We start from the raw sequence: 16,987 nt of genomic DNA on the forward strand, positions 1-16,987 counted from the left end.
ATTACGCCGGCCACGGCATCGAGGTGGACGGCACCAATTACCTGATTCCGGTGGACGCGAAGCTGGAACGCGACAGCGACGTCTATGACGAAGCGTTTTCGCTGGACCGGGTGCTGCTGGCGATCGAACCCGCCAGACAGTTGCGGCTGGTGATCCTCGATGCCTGCCGCGACAATCCGTTTGCCAAGACCATGAAACGAACCCTGGCATCGCGCGCGATTGGACAGGGCCTTGCCAAGATCGAACCGAACAGTCCGAACATGCTGATCGCCTATTCGGCCAAGGCCGGCTCAACCGCGCTGGATGGCGACAAGAACAGTCCGTTCACGGCAGCGCTGGTCAGGCATATCGCCACACCCGGCCTTGATGTGCGCAAGGCGCTGGGCTTCGTGCGCGACGATGTGCTGAAGAACACGAGCTACAAGCAGGAACCTTACGTTTATGGCTCACTTGGCGGTGACGATGTGCCGCTGGTGCCCGCCAAGCCTGCACCATCTGTGTCCGGTCCATCCACCCCCGTTTCCGGTGCCCAGGCCGAGGCGCGCCAGGATTACGAACTGGCGATGCAGGTCGGCAACAAGGAGGCATTTAACGCCTTCCTCGTACAGCATCCGGATGGTTTCTACGCGAGCCTTGCCAAAATCCAGATCGACAAGATTGCCGCCGAGGAGGCGCGTGTCGCGGCGACCGAGAAGGCACGGCTGGCCGAACAGGAGCACGCCCGCCTCGTCGCCGAGGGCGCGCAGAAGGCTCAGCAGTTGAAGGCCGAGGCCGACGCCAAGGCGGCGGAGCAGGCCCGTATCGCCGCCGAAAAAGCCAAGCAAGTCGCCCAGGAGCAAGCCGCCGAGGCCGAACGCAAACGTGCCGCCACCGAAGCGCCCGCGGCCGGTACGCCGGCTGAAACCAAGGTTGCCGACACGACGGTCACAGCCGGCCCTTCGGCGCCCGCGAAGGGCCGGGAGACCAAGCAAGAGACCACGCAGGAGACGAAACCGGACACCAGCGTCGCTTCGCTCGACGCCGGGCCGTCGCAGCCCGATATTGCCAAGCAGGTGCAGATCGAACTGCGCCGCGTCGGCTGCCTCACCGGCGCGGCCGATGGCGACTGGAACGCCGCGTCGCAGCGCTCGCTGGCGCAGTTCAACCGGCGCGCCGGCACCAAACTCGACGTCAAGCTTGCCAGCCGCGATGCGCTCGATGCGATCAAGCTCAAGCCATCGCGGGTCTGTCCGCTGATCTGCGAACACGGTTTCGAGGCCGACGGCGACCACTGCAACAAAATCGTCTGCGCGGAAGGATCGTTCCTCAATGATGACAATGAATGTGAAAAGCGGCGCGAGAAGAAGCCGATCGCAAAGCGCGATCGCGATGAGCACCAGGAACGTCCCGAGCGTCCAGAACGTCCCGAGCGCGCTGTTCAGGAACGGCCTGGTCCGGGCGCCGGCGCGGCAGCCAAGCCACAGGCATCCGGTCAGATCGTTTGCGATACCGGAGGCTGCCGTCCCGTCCAGCGAGGATGTCATCTTGAGTACAGGACGTTTTCGCAAGGCGGCCCGTACGAGGGCCAGGGCGGCAACGTGCAGATTTGCAAGTGACCAGCGCGCTGGCGCGACCCGCGACAACGACGTTTTCCGGAATTCAGATCGCGCTGGCGGCGATATTGACCATCAGCGCGACCAGCGCGGTATTGAAGACGAAAGAGATGATGCCGTGCGCGGTCGCGGTGCGGCGGATGATCCTGTCGGTGATGCCGACGTCGGAGACCTGCGCGGTCATGCCGATCACGAACGAGAAATAGACGAAGTCCCAGTAGTCGGCGCTTTCGCGCTGGTCGCCGTTGGGAAACTGCAAGCCGCCTGGTTTGGCGCCGCGGTAGAACTCATGGGCGTAATGCAGCGCGAACGTGGTGTGCACCGCCGCCCAGGAGAGCGCGATCGTCACCGTCGCCAGGGTCAGGTCGGGAACGCTGCGATGCGAGCCGCCGAGTTCGAACACGATCGCGGCGATGCTGGCGAATGCGCCGAGCGCCGTCACCAGCAGGATCAGAAAACGGCCATCGTCCTGCAGCACCGCGTTGCGCCTGATATGCGCCAGTCCACAACGTGCCATCATGGTGTACACGAGCAGCAGATACGGCGCGATCAACGCGTCCCAGCCGATCAGCAGCCGCGTCACCAGCCGCCAGGTCTCCGGCAATACGAAGAACGTCACGATACCGATCGCAATAGAAAGGAAAGTGCGCGGCCGTGCATAGACCACGCGGACCGGCTTCGACATTTTCCGGAACCGGACAAGATGAAGGTCTTCGGGTTCCTTGTCCGCCATCGGCGTCTTCAATTCTTGCGTTCGGCGACGAATCGCGCGGCGGCGCGCAGCACGTCGCCCTTGGCGCCGAAGATCGAGAGCGCGGTGTCGGCGCGCGCCAGCAGATCGCGCACGCGCTGCTTGGCGCCGTCGATCCCGAGCTGGGTCACGAAGGTGGTCTTGCCCAATGCCGCATCCTGGCCGGTCTGTTTGCCGAGCGCCGCGGCGTCGCCCTCGACGTCGAGCAGATCGTCGGCGATCTGAAACGCCTCGCCGAGCGCGCGGCCGTAGTCGTCGAGCGCCTGATATTGCTTTGCCGTGGACTGGCCGAGGATCGCGCCGGCGATGCAGCCATAACGCAACAGCGCGCCGGTCTTCATCTGCTGCAGCCGCGCGACGTCGACCGGCTCGCGGTCGCCGAACCGGCCTTCGCCGGCAAGATCGAGCATCTGGCCGCCGACCATGCCGCCAATCCCGGCTGCGCGAGCCAGGGCGCGCGTGAGCAGGAGGCGGACGTTGGCGTCGCGGCTAATCTCGTCGCGGGTGATGATGTCGAAGGCCAGCGTCAGCAGCCCGTCGCCGGCCAGGATCGCTGTGGCATCGTCGGTCTTCTTGTGAAGCGTCGGCCGGCCGCGGCGCAGATCGCTGTTGTCCATCGCCGGCAGATCGTCATGGATCAGCGAATAGCAGTGGATGCATTCGAGTGCTGCGCCGGCCAACAGAGCAGCCTCGCGCGCGACGCCGAATATGGCGGAACTCTCGACCACCAGGAACGGCCGCAACCTTTTTCCGCCGCCAAGGCTCGAATACCGCATGGCATCCATCAGCCGTTTCGGCCGTGCGATCTCGTCGGGCAAAAGCGCGTCGGACAAAAGCCCTGCAAGCAGGGCCTCGGTGTCTTCCGCGGTCTGGTCCAGTCGTTTTCCAAAGTCGGACAGGGTATTGCCGGTCGTCATCAAAAACAGCTCCAGATCGAGTTGGCCGGACAATCGGGTATGACATCGCCTTCGTCAATTCCGGCGCCGGCTTCACGGCGCCTTAAAACCGCTGGAAAACCCCGGATAGTCATGCACGGATCATTCGCTGGCGTCCCGTTGGTCCGACCGCCCAACGCCTTGAACCAGAAACATCGAATTTGCGCGTTGCCCGAAATTTATTGCTGATCGTGCTGGCGCTGTTGCTGCTGCCGTATCTGCTGGCGCCACTCTATCGGGTCGGCCATCCCTATTCGGCGCTGATGGCCTGGCGCCGGATGGCCGGGGCTCCGGTATCGCGGCAGTGGATCGACTTTCGCGCGATTTCGCCTTTCCTGCCGCGTTCGGTGGTGGCATCCGAGGACGCACGATTCTGCAGCCATCACGGCATCGACTGGGATGCGTTGCGCGATGTGATCGACGACGCCGAAGATGGTGAAGTGGCCCGCGGCGGCTCGACCATCACTCAGCAGGTGGCGAAAAACCTCTTCCTGTGGCCGGGCCGCAGCGTGGTCCGCAAGGCGCTGGAGTTTCCGCTCGCGCTGTGGATCGACCTGGTGCTGTCGAAACAGCGGATCCTGGAAATCTATCTCAATATCGCGGAAATGGGGCCGTCCGGTCAGTTCGGGGCCGAAGCCGGCGCGGCGTACGCCTTTGGCCGCCCGGCCACCAGCCTGTCGCCTCGCGAGGCGGCGTTGCTGGCGGCGATCCTGCCCAATCCGGTCAAGCGCAGCGCCCGCAATCCCGGCCCCGGGGTGCGCCGTCTGGCCGGCATCTACATGGCACGGGCCCAGGCTTCGGGCATGTCGCGATGCTGGAGCGAAAATCGCGGTTTTTGAGACATTTGGGCCTATTTTGAACCTAGCCTTGCGCGATTCCATCCTCTATAAGCGCGGCCTTATCGGCATCTCAGCTCACGCCAACAATGGCGGGCCGCCCGCCCGGGACGATGCCTCGAACGACACCCCCTAGAGGATACCGACATGGCCGTTCCCCGAAGAAAAACATCACCGTCGCGGCGTGGCATGCGCCGCTCGGCGGACGCGCTGAAGAAGCCGACCTATGCCGAGGACAAGGATTCGGGCGAACTGCGCCGTCCGCACCACCTCGACCTGAAGACCGGCATGTACAAGGGCCGGCAGGTTCTGAAGGCCAAAAAGGAATCCTGACGGCGGCAACGGCCGGGACGCCGCGATTGGCGATGCCGCCTGAATTTGGCCAACGAGTGAGGTAAGACGGTTTCCCAAAGCGGCCTGAACAAGGTTCGCCGGGAATGCCTTGGTTCTCTTGCTTGAAAAAGAAGGCCTCGCCGATGTCCATGGTCGGTTTTCCGCTGCTTCTGATTCCGCTCGCGATCTACAACATCATCGCCTTCCTGATGCGCGACGTCTCGTTCGCGGCACCGCTCATCACATTGCCGCTGACGTCGGGTACCGCCTGGCCGGTGACGCTGAGCGATATCCTGCTGGCGCTTGGCATCCTGCTGTTGCTTTGCGAGGTCATTAAAGGCGCCCGCCCCGGCGCAAAGTATCTCACCGACCATCTGCTTTCATTGCTGGTGCTGTGTGGCGCCGGCGCGGAATTCGCGCTGCTGCCGCAATTCGGCACCTCGACCTATTTCCTGCTGACGACGCTGGCGCTGGCGGATTTCCTCTCGGGCATCGCGTTGCGCGTGCGGCGCGGGATGCCGGTTGCGCCGGCCGCCACTGTGTCCAGCCGAGGCCGGGGAAGGCCCGACATGGCGGCGCCCGAACCGCGATTTGATCCCGTGCCGGCGGCGCCGGCACCGGCAATACCTTCAGTCGGAGAAACCGCCACCTCGGATCGCACGGAGCCGAAGATTGTGCATTCCGACGTCGCATCCAGTGAACCCTCGCCGGAGGTCCCGTCCCCCGGACTGCAGCCCAGCAACGGCTCGGCGCCGCCGCCGGACGTGCCGCCGCGATGAGCCGCGGGATCAGCTGTTCTGCTGTGTTCGAAGGCCGGTGGTTACGGGGTGGTTGTGATCTTTCACCGACCGGTAGGCCGCCTGTGCATCGGCAGGCGTTGCCCGCCGCAGCGAGCAGGTTTGCGGGACGTGCTCGGCGGTCGCGATCAGATGCGTGACAAAGCCCGGATCGGCCCGGGACAGTTGCAGGTCCGGCGGAGGGGACCATTGCGCGGATGCGACCACCGGCACCAGCGCGACGCAAGCGGGCTTGGCTTCTGCACCGTTTTCCGTCTCTGATGGGCCGAACTCGATATCCGACATCGCAAACCCAAACCGGCAAATTGTCTCGTTCCGGGACATGGCGCCCCCGTGCCATCCGGACATCGCAAGAGCTATGCCGGACGCCCCTGGGTTGTTCCCGGCGACGCACAACGTGGTTTCCATATTATTTATGAACTTCGCCTAGGGTGGTTGGCGCGGGACGCAGTATTCTGCCGGTGAGAATCACTTCAGGTGACGTCCCGAAACGAGGCGATTTTGACACCTCCTGTGCCGCAAGCTTCGACCATTCTCGCTTCGCTCGGCCAGGCGGCCTTTGAGTGGGACATTGCCAGCGACGCGATGGTCTGGAGCGAGCAGCTGGCTGCGGTTTTCCCGGACATCCCGGCGGCGGCGCTGGCAAGTGGCGCCGGGTTTTCCAAACTGATCGAGCCGGTGCGCTCGGTTCGGTCCGATGCGCTGGGCCTTTCGCCGCCCGCAGGCCGCGGCGTTGGCGCGCCTTACCGCATCGAATATGGCGTGCGGGCCAGCACGTCCGCTCCGGTGCTTTGGATCGAGGAAAGCGGTTGCTGGTTTGCCGGAGCCGACGGCAGGCCGGCGCGGGTCCAGGGCATCGTCCGCATCAATAACGAACGCCACGCCCGCGACGAGCAGCTTGTCAGGCTGTCCCGGCACGATCCGCTGACCGGCGAGCTCAATCGCACCCTGCTCGTCGCGTCGCTGGCGGAGGCCATCGAGGAAGCCGCACGCTTCCGTTCATCCTTCGGCTTCATGCTGATCGGCATCGATCATCTGGCGCGCATCAACGACGCCTTCGGTTTCGACGTGGCGGACGCCGGGATCTCCGATGTCGCCAAGCGGATTCGCGTCCGATTGCGCGGTGGGGACGTGCTCGGCCGGTTTTCTGGCAACAAGTTCGGACTGATCCTGAAAAACTGTACCGTCGAGGACATCAACATCGCCGCCGAACGGTTTCTGGCAGGCATTCGCGACGACGTGGTGCCGACCAAGTCGGGCCCGGTGTCGGTCACCGCGTCGATCGGCGCGGTCAGCGTGCCGCGTCACGCGCGCACCGCCGACGAGGCGATCAACCGCGCCCATGAGACGCTCGATATGGCGAAGCGCCGCCGCGCCGGTTCGTTTTCGCTGTGGCGGCCCAATGTCGAGCGCGACGCCCAGCGCCGCGTCAATATCCGCGTGACCGACGAGATCGTCACCGCGCTCAACGAGCGCCGGATCGTGATGGCGTTCGAGCCGGTGGTGGAGGCGCGCTCGCGGCAGGCGGCATTCTACGAATGCCTGGTCCGCATGGAGCAGGATGACGGGCAGATACTGCTGGCGCCCGACATCGTTCCCGTCGCCGAGAAGCTCGGTTTGATACGCCTGGTCGATCATCGCGTGCTGGAACTGGTGGTCGCCGAACTTGCGGCGTCGTCTAACGTGCAGCTCAGCCTCAACATCTCGCCCGACACTACGATGGACCCGGACTGGTGGGCCTCGATTGAATCGGTGATGCGCGCGCATCCCGGGGTGGCCGAGCGGCTGATCGTGGAAATCACCGAAACCGTCGCGATCCAGGACATCGACGACGTCCGCGGCTTCGTCACCCGGCTGAAAGATTTCGGCAGCCGGATCGCGATCGACGATTTCGGCGCCGGCTACACCTCGTTTCGGAATTTGCGCAAGCTCGGTGTCGATATCGTCAAGATCGATGGCGCATTCGTGCAGAACATCGCGCGCTCGGCCGACGATCGCGCCTTCGTGCAGACGCTGATCGATCTGGCGCGGCGGCTCGGAATCAAGACGGTCGCCGAATGGGTTCAGGACGAGGAGGCCGCAGGCCTGTTGCGCGACTGGGGCTGCGACTACATCCAGGGACGGCTGATCGGGCTCGCTTCGTCGCAACGGCCCTGGGACAAGGCCGAAACGGCATTGCCGGCGGCAGGTTGAACTGTTCGCGTCAAAAAATCTCTGCGTCGTTCCGGCGAACGCCGGAACCCATACGCCGTGTCCTGTCGACGAGGCGATGGCGTTAGAGACTTCCTTAAACGATAACCGCCGGTGGCTACAGCTCCCGGCTCAAGGCCGGGACGACGCGGATCACTCGTCCTTCTTCGGCTCTTTCGACATGCGCTCAAGGCGCTCCTGCATGTCTTTCATCTGACGGCGCAGATCGTCGATATTGTCGTCTTCGGCGGCAGGCTCCGGGGTTTTTTCCGGCTCGGCTGTGCTAGCCGTACCGGCGCGCGGCGGCACGAATGGCTTGAACATCGCGAAGGTCTGCTGAAACAATTCCATGTTGCGGCGGACGTGCTCTTCCAGCGGTGCGAACGGCGTTCCGCTGAAGGTGTTGGTAAGCTGCTTGCGGAATTTTTCCTGCTCGCGGGTCAGCGTGTCGATGGATTGCTCGAGATATTTCGGCACCACCATCTGCATGCTGTCGCCATAGAACCGGATCAACTGGCGCAGGAAGGTGGTCGGCAGCAAATTCTGGCCCGCCTTGTTTTCCTGTTCGAAGATGATCTGTGCCAGCACCGAGCGGGTGATGTCATCGCCGGTCTTGGCGTCATAGACGAGGAAATCCTCGCCCTCCTTCACCATTGCCGCGAGATCCTCGAGCGTCACATAGGTGCTGGTGCCGGTATTATAGAGCCGCCGGTTCGCATACTTCTTGATCGTGGTGGGTTGGTCTGTTTTCGCCATGGGCTCACACATAGACACCGAGGACGGGAACCCGACGGCATCGCCGAGGGGGTTAACGAACAACGCAACGCAACAAAGTAAGCATTTTCAACCGGCTTCGGCTACCGTTTTGTGCGCCACGGTTAATTCTAAAGCATAGGCACTGCTCAGCAAACTGCCAGAGACGCTATTTTGGATGCGCTGCGATGTGATTTCGCCCTCTGGCCGGTTGACACTTGATGCCTAGGTTAACAGGATAGGCAGAGAGACAGGCCCGCCATCCGGCCGCCCGCCATCCCGGCCTCGAGCCCCCGGAACTTCAAACCTTAGGAGATGTCCATGTCAGACGATGTCGTCATCGTCAGCGCCGCCCGCACCCCGGTCGGAAGCTTCAACGGTGCATTCGCCACCCTGCCGGCCCACGATCTCGGCGCCATTGCAATCAAGGCGGCCCTGGAGCGCGCCGGCATCGAGCCGGCGCGGGTGTCCGAGGTGATCATGGGTCAGATCCTGACCGCGGCGCAGGGCCAGAACCCCGCCCGCCAGGCCTCGATCGCCGCCGGCATTCCGGTGGAAAGCCCCGCTTGGGGCGTCAATCAGCTCTGCGGCTCGGGCTTGCGTACGGTGGCGCTGGGCTATCAGGCGCTGTTGAACGGCGATTCCGAAATCGTCGTCGCCGGCGGCCAGGAATCCATGAGCATGGCTCCCCACGCGCAATATCTGCGCGGCGGCGTCAAGATGGGGCCGGTCGAATTCGTCGATACCATGATCAAGGACGGATTGTGGGATGCCTTCAACGGCTACCACATGGGCAACACCGCCGAGAACGTCGCCAAGCAATACCAGATCACGCGCGCGCAGCAGGACGAGTTCGCGGTCGGTTCGCAGAACAAGGCCGAGGCCGCCCAGAAGGCCGGCAGGTTCAAGGACGAGATCGTCCCGGTCACGATCAAGTCGCGCAAGGGCGACATTATCGTCAGCGACGACGAATATCCGCGGCATGGCGCCACCCTCGAAGCGATGGCCAAGCTCAAGCCGGCGTTCGAGAAGGACGGCACCGTGACCGCCGGCAGCGCCTCGGGCATCAATGACGGCGCCGCCGCGGTGGTGCTGATGACCGCCAAGCAGGCGGCCAAGGAAGGCCGCACCGTGCTCGGACGCATCGTGTCGTGGGGCCAGGCCGGCGTCGATCCCAAGATCATGGGGACCGGGCCGATCCCGGCCTCGCGCGCCGCGCTGAAGAAGGCCGGCTGGAAGATCGGCGATCTCGACCTGATCGAGGCCAATGAGGCCTTCGCGGCGCAGGCCTGCGCGGTCAACAAGGACCTCGGCTGGGATACTTCCAAGGTCAATGTCAATGGCGGCGCGATCGCGATCGGCCATCCGGTCGGTGCTTCCGGCGCGCGCGTTCTGGTGACGTTGCTGCATGAGATGCAGAAGCGCAACGCCAAGAAGGGCCTCGCCACGTTGTGCATCGGTGGCGGCATGGGTATCGCCATGTGCATCGCACGCGACTGAACCGAAGGCAGCGGGACGCGTTGAGTGATGAAAAGATCATCTGTCAACTTCGGCCCGCGCTGATAGAAATGGAATGCCCGGTCTCGCGCCGGGCATTTTTATCTTCAGGCGAGCCAGACGTCGTCAAAGACCGGAATTCCGGCTCATAAAAAAGACCACCAGGGAGGAATCGAACATGGCACGTGTTGCATTGGTGACGGGGGGTACCAGGGGTATCGGGGCTGCGATCAGCAAGGCGCTGAAGGCAGCGGGCTACAAGGTCGCGGCGAGCTATGCCGGCAATGACGCCGCTGCGGAAAAATTCAAGGCCGAGACCGGCATTCCCGTCTACAAATGGGACGTGAGTTCGTTCGACGCCTGCGCCGCCGGCGTCAAGAAGGTCGAGGCCGATCTCGGCCCGATCGACGTGCTCGTCAACAATGCCGGCATCACCAAGGATACCGCGTTTCACAAGATGACGCTCGATCAATGGAACGCGGTCATCAACACCAATCTCGGCTCGCTGTTCAACATGACGCGCCAGGTCATCGAGGGCATGCGCGCCCGCAAGTTCGGCCGCGTCATCAACATCTCCTCGGTCAACGGACAGAAGGGCCAGTTCGGCCAGGTCAATTATTCGGCGGCCAAGGCCGGCGATATCGGCTTCACCAAGGCGCTGGCGTTGGAGAACGCCAAGGGCGGCATCACCGTGAATGTGATCTGCCCCGGCTACATCAACACCGAGATGGTGCAGGCGGTGCCGAAGGAGATTCTCGACAAGAACATCCTGCCGCAGATTCCGGTCAACCGCCTCGGCGAGCCCGAGGAAATCGGGCGCAGCGTGGTATTCCTCGCCGCCGACGAGGCCGGCTTCATCACGGGATCGACGCTGACCGTCAATGGCGGGCAGTATCAGGTTTGAATTAAGGGCCGTATGAGGCCGTCATGTCCGGGACGAGCCCGGCCATGACGGAACACCAATGACCCCCCGCACCGCCACGCTGATCGGACTGACGGCGATCCTGATGTGGTCGCTGCTGGCGGTGCTGACGGTGGCGACCGGGAAAATTCCAGCGTTTCAACTGGCGGCGATGACGTTCGCAATCGGCGCGCTGGTGGGGCCCTTGACCTGGATTGGGCGGCCCAGCGCCATCCGCGCCCTGTGGCAGCCGCCGGTGGCGTGGATCGTAGGCGTCGGCGGTCTGTTTGGTTATCACGCGCTGTATTTTCTGGCGCTGCGGTCGGCGCCGCCTGCCGAAGCGGGGTTGCTGAATTATCTCTGGCCGCTGTTGATCGTGCTGTTTTCGTCGCTGCTGCCGGGCGAGCGGCTGGCGTTGCACCACGTCGTCGGCGCGGTGCTTGGACTTGCCGGCACGGTCCTGCTGTTCGCCGGCAATTCAGCCGCGCATTTCGAATCCGGACACGTCGCCGGACTGGTCGCGGCGTTCGTTGCGGCGTTTGTCTGGGCAACCTATTCGGTGCTGTCGCGCAGGCTGAAATCGGTGCCGACGGATGCGGTGGCCGGCTTCTGTTTTGCAACGGCGCTGCTCGCCGCGTTGGTGCATGGAACGGCCGAGGTCACGGTCTGGCCCGATACCGCTGCACAATGGCTGGCGATTATTGCACTCGGCATCGGACCGGTCGGGGCCGCGTTCTATGCCTGGGATATCGGGATGAAGCGCGGCGACATTCGTGTGCTGGGAGCCGCTTCCTACGCGACGCCGCTGCTTTCGACGGCGTTTCTGATTCTGGCCGGGTTTGCCGAACCCAGCGCGGGCATCGTGATCGCGGCGGTCCTGATCGCCGGCGGTGGTTTGATCGCCGCCAAGGACATGATTGGGAAGCGAAGCTAGAGCGTTTTCAAGCGAAGTGGGTATCGGTTCGCGTAAAGAAAACGCGTCAAAACAAGAATCTTGAGCTCCGTTCCGATTCCATCGGAACGGAGTTCTAGCTCGAAGGCGTCCACCCCTTGGGCGCCAGTTCGAACGTCGCAAAATCGAATCCAGGCGCCACCGTGCATCCGGCCAGCGTCCAGTCGCCGGTGCTTTCGGCGGCCTGCCACGCCAGCGCGGGCACGATGGCCTGCGGCACTTCGCCGGCGGCAAGATCGTGACCGAGCCTGATGCGGCGCCGGCCCTCGCCATCGGCGATTTCCAGCGTCAGCGCGCTGCCGGCGTAATAGTGCCAGACCTCCGCCGCATCGATGCGGTGCCAATGCGAGCGCTCGCCGCGCGCCAAGAGAAAATAGATCGCAGTCGAAACCGGGCGCCCGCCTGCATCGAGCCGCGGATCGCGAAACGTCTCGCGAAAGTGGCCGCCTTCCGGATGCGGCTTCAACTCAAGCCGCGCGATCATGTCGGCGACAGAAGGCAACCCGATCATCAGGATTGGCCCGTCACGACTTGTTCTTGCGTTCCCGCAATTCGCCGAACACGTCGGCAGCGCTCCTGTCCTTCATCCGTACGCTGGCCGCGACCGAGGGCTGGTCGGCGCGCAGGAATACGTTGGCTTTCTTTTCTTCGCCAAGCAGCGTCGGGATCGTCGGCTTGTTCTCCGCGCGCAGCCGCGTCACTTCCGCCGCGCGTGCTTTCAGGGCCGCATTGTCGGGCTCGATCGTGAGCGCAAACTTGACGTTGGCGGCGGTATATTCATGACCGCAATAGAGTTTGAAGTCGTCGGGCAGCGCGCGCAGCTTCAAGAGCGAATTCCACATCAGCGGATAGTTGCCCTCGAACACCCGCCCGCATCCGATCGAGAACAGCGTATCGGCGGCAAACAGCGCTTTGTCGGCGTCGAACACGTAGCTGATGTGGTCGAGCGTATGGCCCGGCGTTTCCAGCACCCGCGCCATCAGATTGCCGACTTTCACGACGTCGCCCTGGCCGGTGCGCAGGTCGACATCGGCGATCTTCGCCGACTTGTCGTGCGGTGCGACCACGCGACATTTGTATTTTCGCTTCAGTTCGGCGACGCCGCCGACATGGTCGTGATGATGATGGGTGATTAGAATATCGGTCAGCGTCCAGCCTTCGCGCTCCAGTGCCTTGATGATGGGAGCGGCCTCCGGCGCGTCGACCGAGGCGGTCGCCCCGGTCGCGGGATCGTGGATCAGGTAACCGAAATTATCGGTGAGGCAGGGGAACAGGCGAATTTCGGCAGCCATGATATCTCCGTGACCAGGACAATGGGCAAACGCTAGCACAGCCCTATATAGGGGGAAATATGGCGTTAACGCTTCGGGAGGCAATGCGATATTCGGCGCGCCGATCAGCCGGGCGACGTGTTAGATTGGGCTCATGACCATCGATGTCATCGATCTCAGGGATTTCTATTCGCAGCGCCTCGGCATCGTGGCGCGGCGGCTGATCAATCGCGGCATCCAGGCGTGCTGGCCGAATGCGACGGGCCAGCGGGTGCTCGGTCTCGGCTATCCGACGCCGTATCTGGGGTTGTTCCGCGAAGACGCCGAACGCTGCATCGCCTTCATGCCGGCGGCGCAGGGTGTCTTGAAATGGCCGACCGCGCGGCCGGCGCTGGCGACGCTGGTCGATGAATTCTCGCTGCCGTTGCCGGATGCCGCGGTCGATCGCATCCTGATCGTCCATGCGCTGGAGATGTCCGATGATCCGGAAGGGTTGCTGCGCGAGGTGTGGCGGGTGCTGGCGCCGTCGGGCCGCGTGATGGCCATCATTCCCAACCGGCGCGGGGTGTGGACGCGCACCGACGTCACGCCGTTCGGTCACGGCCGGCCATATTCGCGCTCGCAGATCACGCAATTGCTGCGGCAGACCTGGTTCACGCCGACGGCGTGGGGCGAAGCGCTGTTCATGCCGCCGATCGCCGGCGGCTGGTTCCTGCGCTCGGCGGTCGCGTGGGAGAGGGTCGGGGCGGCGTTGTCGCTGCCGTTCGCGGGCGTCCATATCGTGGAAGCGACCAAGCAGGTCTACCGCGCAATTCCGGCGCACCGCGAACGCACCCGGCTGATCCCGGCGCTCGAGCCGGTGCTGATACCGTCATCGCTGCAGCGGGACGATAGTTAGTCTAGCCGCGATTGGCGAGACCGGGGAGAGCGCCGCTTACTCGTTTCCCGGATTGAAATCATCGCCCGGCGTTACCGGAGCGGGCATACCCTCGGGGCGCGGGCCGTGCGGCCGGCGGCGGCGACGTGGAAAGCGATCGCTACCGTTGCTCTCGAACCCGCCACCCGGGACGCCATTGATCTGCGGCTGTGGTCCGGTGATGAATGACGGCAAACGATCGACGCTGACATTGTCTGCAATAACCGGCTGCGGCTGTGGTTGGGGCTGCGGCTGGAATTGCGGCTGCGGGCGATGGTCTCGTTGTTCGCGGTGCTGGTCGCGCGGCTGATAAGGCTGGCCCTCGCGCTGGTGGTGGTCGCGCTGCTGATGCTGATTGTTGTCGCGCGGCACGAACGGTTGCGGCTGCGCCGGGACGAAGCCGGGCTCCTGGCCGAAATTCGAAAAGCTCTCGCTCTCGTCGTCGCCATCCTCCGAGGGCATTTCATTCTCGGTGCGCGGCTGCGGCTGGTTCTGACGGAACTGCTCCTGGGCGGCGGCGATCAGCCGGAAATAATGCTCGGCATGCTGATAATAATTCTCGGCGGCTACCGGATCGCCGGAAGAGCGCGCGTCGCGCGCCAGTTGCACGTATTTTTCGGCGACATGGGACGCGGTGCCGCGGATCTTGATGTCAGGTCCGTTCGATTCGAATACCCGGGTCATCGGGTTCTGGCCGCGCCGGTTATTATTGTTGTTATTATTATTATTATTGTTGTTATTCCGGTTGCGCATCCGCTTGTTGTTCTGACCGTTTCTCATGTCTTGCCTTTGTTCCAGCCCTGAAGTTGCCAGTTTGAAATTGTTAGCCTTGAAGTTACCAATCCTTGGATTGCCGTCATCGTTTCGTCATACGGCATGCGTCACGCGCACCGACTCTCTAGCGTAGTTCACTTCCTCACAGATTTTGCCGTACGTCGCGGTCAACAAAGACGCGCTCCCCTACAGTCCGGCGTATACCGCCGGCTGCACCAATTCATTCAGCCTGCCAAAACAAGCACAGGTTTCTCGCGTGAGTTTTCAAGCGCAATATCAGGCTTTCGTTCGCTTTGCGGTCGGAAGCAGCGCAGCTCTCTAAAGCCATCGCGCTCAATTGGACCTGCGTTTTGGAACCTTTCACTCGGGGCGGGCTCTCGCTTTGAGAACTCTGGCCTACACCCGCGATATCCCCAAAGGGCACCTACGGGGCCAGCAACCCTGGACCGATGTTGTAGCCGGAACGTAGCCGCTCCCGGGGGATATTCCAAGTGGTTTTTTTGCGTTCCAATCGGGCTTTCTCAGGGCCGGCGGCGGCCGGCGACGGCGCGGGGGATGCCTGCCAGGTCGGGTTTTGGAGGCCCCTCAATCGTTAACCCTTCCGCCATCATCAGCCGCTCGACATCGGCACTTTGGCCATATCCGACTTCCACGGCGAGAATGCCACCCGGCGCCAGCAGTTTTGCGGCCTGCGGAATGAGCGCGCGATAGGCGGCAAAGCCATCGGCGCCACCATCCAGCGCGCGATGCAGATCGTGGTCGCGGACCTCGGGTGCAAGACCGGCGATATCGGCCGAGCGAATGTAGGGCGGGTTGGATACGATCAGCTCGAACCGGCCCGACAGCGCCATCGCATAGTCGCAGGCGACGAACGTGGCGCGATTGGCCAGCCCGAGCTGCACCGCGTTGCCGTGTGCCGTTTGTAACGCAGCCTCGCTGATATCGGTGCCCATGCCATGGGCATCCGGCAATTCGGACAACAGCGCCAGCAGAATCGCGCCGGAGCCGGTGCCGATATCGGCGATGCGCAAGTAGCCATTCGGAGCGGGCCGGCCGCGCAGCATTTCCAGGGCCAGTTCGACCACCGTTTCGGTATCGGGCCGCGGCACCAGCGTTTCGGCCGACAGTTGCAACGGCAATCCCCAGAATTCCCTGGCGCCCAGAATCCGCGCCAGCGGCTCGCCGTTGAGGCGGCGGCGCACCCGTTCCGCAAGCCCCGCTGTTTCATCCGAAGTGAGAAGCCGGTTCGACGCGGCGATCGTGCCGGTCAGATCGAGACCCAGCGCCGCGCCCAGCAGAATCCGCGCCTCGATCTCGGCGGAGTCGATTGCTTCTGATTTGAATCGCGCGGTCAGCGCGCGCCGTGCGGTCTCGACGGTTTGTCCTGCGAAAGATTCGATCACGCCGCCGCGCCCTGGGCGGCGAGTTGTGCGGCCTGATGCTCCGTGGTCAAGGCGTCGATCAGTTCTCCCAGCGCTTCGCCGGACATCACCTGCGGCAGTTTATAGAGCGTAAGGTTGATGCGGTGATCGGTGACCCGGCCTTGCGGAAAATTATAGGTGCGGATGCGCTCGGAGCGATCTCCGGAGCCGACTTTTTCACGGCGATCCGCCGAACGCGCCGCATCGATGCGCCGGCGCTCGGCGTCGTAGATGCGCGAGCGCAGGATGTTCATCGCCGAGGCGCGGTTCTTGTGCTGCGAACGGCTGTCCTGCATCATCACCACGATGCCGGTCGGCAAGTGCGTGATCCGGATCGCCGATTCGGTCTTGTTGACGTGCTGGCCGCCGGCGCCTTGCGATCGCATGGTCTCGATGCGCAGGTCGTCGCTCTTGATGTCGACGTCGACCTCCTCGACTTCCGGCAGCACGGCCACCGTCGCCGCCGAGGTATGGATGCGGCCCTGGGTCTCGGTGTCGGGCACGCGCTGCACCCGGTGCACGCCGGATTCGAACTTCAGCTTGGCGAACGCACCGCGGCCCTGTACTTCGGCGATGATTTCCTTGAATCCACCCACGGTGCCTTCGCTGGCCGAGATCACCTCGACCTTCCAGCCCTGCAGGGCCGCAAAGCGCTCGTACATCCGGAACAGGTCGCCCGCGAACAGCGATGCCTCGTCGCCGCCGGTGCCGGCGCGGATTTCCAGCACCACGTTGCGGGCATCCATGGCGTCCTTGGGCAACAGCGCGACGCGGATCCGCTGCGCCAGATCGAGGCTGCGTGCAGCAAGCGTTTCGCGCTCGGCCTCGGCCATCGCGCGCATCTCGGGTTCGGTCGCCCGATCCGAGATCAGCGCATCGATGCCCGCGATCTCGGCGTTGGCGGCGCGGTAGGCTTTCACCGCGTCGATCAGCGGATTGAGTTCGGCGAGTTCGCGCGTGATCCGCACGTAGTTCTCGGAATTCACCTGGCCGAGCAGTTCGGCCTCGAGAGAGGCGTGGTGCGCCAGCAGGATATCAAGTTTGGCTTCAGGCAGCATGGTTGGTCTC

The 16,987-nt window shown here is 63.7% G+C and carries 18 protein-coding genes; 9 read left to right on the forward strand and 9 right to left on the reverse strand.

Annotated features, from left to right (window positions below; translation table 11 throughout):
* The coding region (locus tag E7813_RS10930; RefSeq protein WP_291573679.1) for a caspase family protein at positions 1-1,595 on the forward strand (1,595 nt) is incomplete at its 5' end.
* Positions 1,596-1,638: 43 nt separating this feature from the next.
* Here the strand turns inward: E7813_RS10930 and E7813_RS10935 are convergent.
* Both E7813_RS10935 and E7813_RS10940 read right to left on the reverse strand, forming a co-directional pair.
* Positions 1,639-2,325 (reverse strand): DUF1345 domain-containing protein, encoded by a 687-nt coding sequence (locus E7813_RS10935; RefSeq protein WP_291573681.1) that lies wholly within the window; start codon positions 2,323-2,325, stop codon positions 1,639-1,641.
* 8 nt (positions 2,326-2,333) lie between these two features.
* Positions 2,334-3,260: a polyprenyl synthetase family protein gene (locus E7813_RS10940; protein WP_291573682.1), complete on the reverse strand. Its 927-nt coding sequence runs from the start codon at positions 3,258-3,260 to the stop codon at positions 2,334-2,336.
* 179 nt (positions 3,261-3,439) lie between these two features.
* On the opposite strand from E7813_RS10940, the gene mtgA reads away from it, so the two are divergent.
* The 3 genes from mtgA to E7813_RS10955 all read left to right on the forward strand — a co-directional run bounded on the left by mtgA (position 3,440) and on the right by E7813_RS10955 (position 5,226).
* On the forward strand, positions 3,440-4,117 hold the full coding sequence (gene mtgA / locus E7813_RS10945; RefSeq protein ID WP_291573684.1) for a monofunctional biosynthetic peptidoglycan transglycosylase: 678 nt from the start codon (positions 3,440-3,442) through the stop codon (positions 4,115-4,117).
* 144 nt (positions 4,118-4,261) lie between these two features.
* Positions 4,262-4,447, forward strand: a complete 186-nt coding sequence (rpmF, locus tag E7813_RS10950; RefSeq protein ID WP_027540899.1) for a 50S ribosomal protein L32 — start codon at positions 4,262-4,264, stop codon at positions 4,445-4,447.
* A 143-nt stretch (positions 4,448-4,590) separates the two neighbouring features.
* Positions 4,591-5,226, forward strand: a complete 636-nt coding sequence (locus E7813_RS10955; RefSeq protein ID WP_363331168.1) for a hypothetical protein — start codon at positions 4,591-4,593, stop codon at positions 5,224-5,226.
* 9 nt (positions 5,227-5,235) lie between these two features.
* Here the strand turns inward: E7813_RS10955 and E7813_RS10960 are convergent, their stop codons facing one another.
* Positions 5,236-5,529, reverse strand: a complete 294-nt coding sequence (locus E7813_RS10960; protein ID WP_291573686.1) for a hypothetical protein — start codon at positions 5,527-5,529, stop codon at positions 5,236-5,238.
* A 216-nt stretch (positions 5,530-5,745) separates the two neighbouring features.
* Here E7813_RS10960 and E7813_RS10965 point away from each other — a divergent pair, with 216 nt between their 5' ends.
* The gene (locus tag E7813_RS10965; RefSeq protein ID WP_291573688.1) at positions 5,746-7,437 is read left to right on the forward strand and encodes a bifunctional diguanylate cyclase/phosphodiesterase; all 1,692 of its coding nucleotides are present in this window, start codon (positions 5,746-5,748) and stop codon (positions 7,435-7,437) included.
* A gap of 150 nt (positions 7,438-7,587) precedes the next feature.
* Here E7813_RS10965 and phaR read toward each other — a convergent pair whose 3' ends face one another.
* Positions 7,588-8,190, reverse strand: coding sequence for a polyhydroxyalkanoate synthesis repressor PhaR (gene phaR / locus E7813_RS10970; RefSeq protein WP_291573690.1), 603 nt, complete (start codon positions 8,188-8,190; stop codon positions 7,588-7,590).
* Between the two features lie 318 nt (positions 8,191-8,508).
* Here phaR and E7813_RS10975 point away from each other — a divergent pair, with 318 nt between their 5' ends.
* From E7813_RS10975 to E7813_RS10985, 3 genes are all read left to right on the forward strand, one after another.
* Complete coding sequence (locus E7813_RS10975) at positions 8,509-9,687, forward strand: acetyl-CoA C-acetyltransferase (RefSeq protein ID WP_291573692.1); 1,179 nt, start codon at positions 8,509-8,511, stop codon at positions 9,685-9,687.
* A 175-nt stretch (positions 9,688-9,862) separates the two neighbouring features.
* Entirely contained in the window at positions 9,863-10,588 is a 726-nt protein-coding gene (gene phbB / locus E7813_RS10980; RefSeq protein WP_291573695.1) for an acetoacetyl-CoA reductase, read from the forward strand.
* Positions 10,589-10,646: 58 nt separating this feature from the next.
* Entirely contained in the window at positions 10,647-11,519 is an 873-nt protein-coding gene (locus tag E7813_RS10985; RefSeq protein WP_291573697.1) for an EamA family transporter, read from the forward strand.
* 94 nt (positions 11,520-11,613) lie between these two features.
* Here E7813_RS10985 and E7813_RS10990 read toward each other — a convergent pair whose 3' ends face one another.
* Entirely contained in the window at positions 11,614-12,039 is a 426-nt protein-coding gene (locus E7813_RS10990) for a cupin domain-containing protein (RefSeq protein ID WP_291573795.1), read from the reverse strand.
* A 22-nt stretch (positions 12,040-12,061) separates the two neighbouring features.
* Complete coding sequence (gloB, locus tag E7813_RS10995; protein WP_291573699.1) at positions 12,062-12,829, reverse strand: hydroxyacylglutathione hydrolase; 768 nt, start codon at positions 12,827-12,829, stop codon at positions 12,062-12,064.
* Between the two features lie 133 nt (positions 12,830-12,962).
* On the opposite strand from gloB, the gene E7813_RS11000 reads away from it, so the two are divergent.
* Positions 12,963-13,706: a methyltransferase domain-containing protein gene (locus tag E7813_RS11000; protein WP_291573701.1), complete on the forward strand. Its 744-nt coding sequence runs from the start codon at positions 12,963-12,965 to the stop codon at positions 13,704-13,706.
* 36 nt (positions 13,707-13,742) lie between these two features.
* Here E7813_RS11000 and E7813_RS11005 read toward each other — a convergent pair whose 3' ends face one another.
* The 3 genes from E7813_RS11005 to prfA form a co-directional block, all read right to left on the reverse strand.
* Positions 13,743-14,504 (reverse strand): DUF4167 domain-containing protein, encoded by a 762-nt coding sequence (locus tag E7813_RS11005; protein ID WP_291573703.1) that lies wholly within the window; start codon positions 14,502-14,504, stop codon positions 13,743-13,745.
* Positions 14,505-15,019: 515 nt separating this feature from the next.
* Positions 15,020-15,901: a peptide chain release factor N(5)-glutamine methyltransferase gene (gene prmC, locus E7813_RS11010; protein WP_291573705.1), complete on the reverse strand. Its 882-nt coding sequence runs from the start codon at positions 15,899-15,901 to the stop codon at positions 15,020-15,022.
* Positions 15,898-16,977 carry a peptide chain release factor 1 gene (prfA, locus tag E7813_RS11015; RefSeq protein ID WP_291573707.1) on the reverse strand — a complete coding sequence of 360 codons (1,080 nt, stop codon included), beginning with the start codon at positions 16,975-16,977 and terminating at the stop codon, positions 15,898-15,900. Before prfA ends, prmC begins: the two co-directional genes overlap by 4 nt.
* Positions 16,978-16,987 lie beyond the last annotated feature (10 nt).

The sequence above is a fragment of the Bradyrhizobium sp. genome (assembly GCF_004799405.1).
Classification (GTDB): domain Bacteria; phylum Pseudomonadota; class Alphaproteobacteria; order Rhizobiales; family Xanthobacteraceae; genus Bradyrhizobium.